Annotated in this window: 1 protein-coding gene; it reads right to left on the reverse strand. The window is 32.2% G+C overall.

Going from position 1 to position 1,250, the window contains the following annotated elements; genetic code table 11:
- Positions 1 to 695 precede the first annotated feature (695 nt).
- Positions 696 to 974, reverse strand: a complete 279-nt coding sequence (locus DKM50_05405; protein PZM81813.1) for a hypothetical protein — start codon at positions 972 to 974, stop codon at positions 696 to 698.
- Positions 975 to 1,250: the final 276 nt, after the last annotated feature.

A 1,250-nucleotide genomic window follows, 5' to 3' on the forward strand; every position in this document is an offset into this window, starting at 1 on the left:
TCTGCTTGTATTTTTGTCTCGGAGATCGACTGGACACCATCAATCTGAATCAGGTGGACAGTTTACCTGAATTACCTGAACAGCTTCATCTGAATCTGCATTTGATGAATACGAATTATTTATTGAGATCTCTAATTGTTTTTTTTTCTTTTCGCATTATAATAATAAATTTATAATATAAAATCAATGTGTGACTAATGTATGAGTATTGTCAGGCTAATATAGTTTTGTCTGATTGTAATAGTGCACTGATGATGGTTTCCCGCCGGGTATTAGTGGCGCAATCAGTGATTGTTATCAGAATAATATGCTAGAGATAATAGCAATAACAGCAACATTATTAAGCAAACTTAGTTTAGTGTAATGGAGATAAATAATTCTCACAGAGAGCTATATTGAATGATTTTGTTAGAACAAGCTTTATGTTAAGGGACTGGGTACTGAAAATTTATGAGTATTTTCAACATAGAGAACTGGTAAAAGGTTGTTAGGTTAGATAAAAACAGCAAGAAGGTTTGTCCGCTTAAGTTCTTCAGATATCGAAGTCCTGTAAATTTCCTGGTCAACTCTATATCTGGTCCCGAGTGCTTACATTTTTAGTGAGAAAAAACCCTAGATTGTCTTGAAACGATTGCAATTTGTGAATAGTATAAATTTAATGCTCATTTGCTATTTAGAAGTGTGTGCCTATTCAATTAGCTAGATGGATAAATTGTCGTTGCTGAAGTATATAAATCTACTAGTGCGCTGCTTCGTTTTGCTGCATTAGTAATAAAATCTTCTACAGCAATTAATGATATATCGCTATTTATCTCAGTCAGTTCATTTTCGACAACATATTCTTTTTGGTCTTTTTTGATCATTACCGTGATGTCTGGGTTGTTTAAGGTTTTTTTTGTGCTGATGAGAATCTGTTCCGGATTAAATTGTTTTAGCTGTTGAACTACGTTATTGATTGTATCTTTATCTAACATGGTTTTTTCTCCTAACTTTTTATGTGCTGTTGTTATTAATGTATCGGCAGTTAATCTATATTATTTCAAATTTCTCTGAAATATCAAGATGATATTTAATTATTTTCAAATATCATCCATTAAACAATTGAAGAATGCTATAATTATACCGTTAATAATATTATATAGTTGTTAACTGCAGATTCAGATGAAGCTGTTCAGGTAATTCAGGTAAACTGTCCACCTGATTCAGATTGATGGTGTCCAGTCGATCTCCGAGACAAAAATACAAGCAGA

It is taken from the genome of Candidatus Margulisiibacteriota bacterium, assembly GCA_003242895.1.
Classification (GTDB): domain Bacteria; phylum Margulisbacteria; class Riflemargulisbacteria; order GWF2-39-127; family GWF2-39-127; genus GWF2-39-127.

What these genes read in the sequence shown, in the direction of transcription:
- DKM50_05405 (PZM81813.1), bottom strand. Translation starts at nt 974, where the DNA reads ATGTTAGATAAAGATACAATCAATAACGTAGTTCAACAGCTAAAACAA.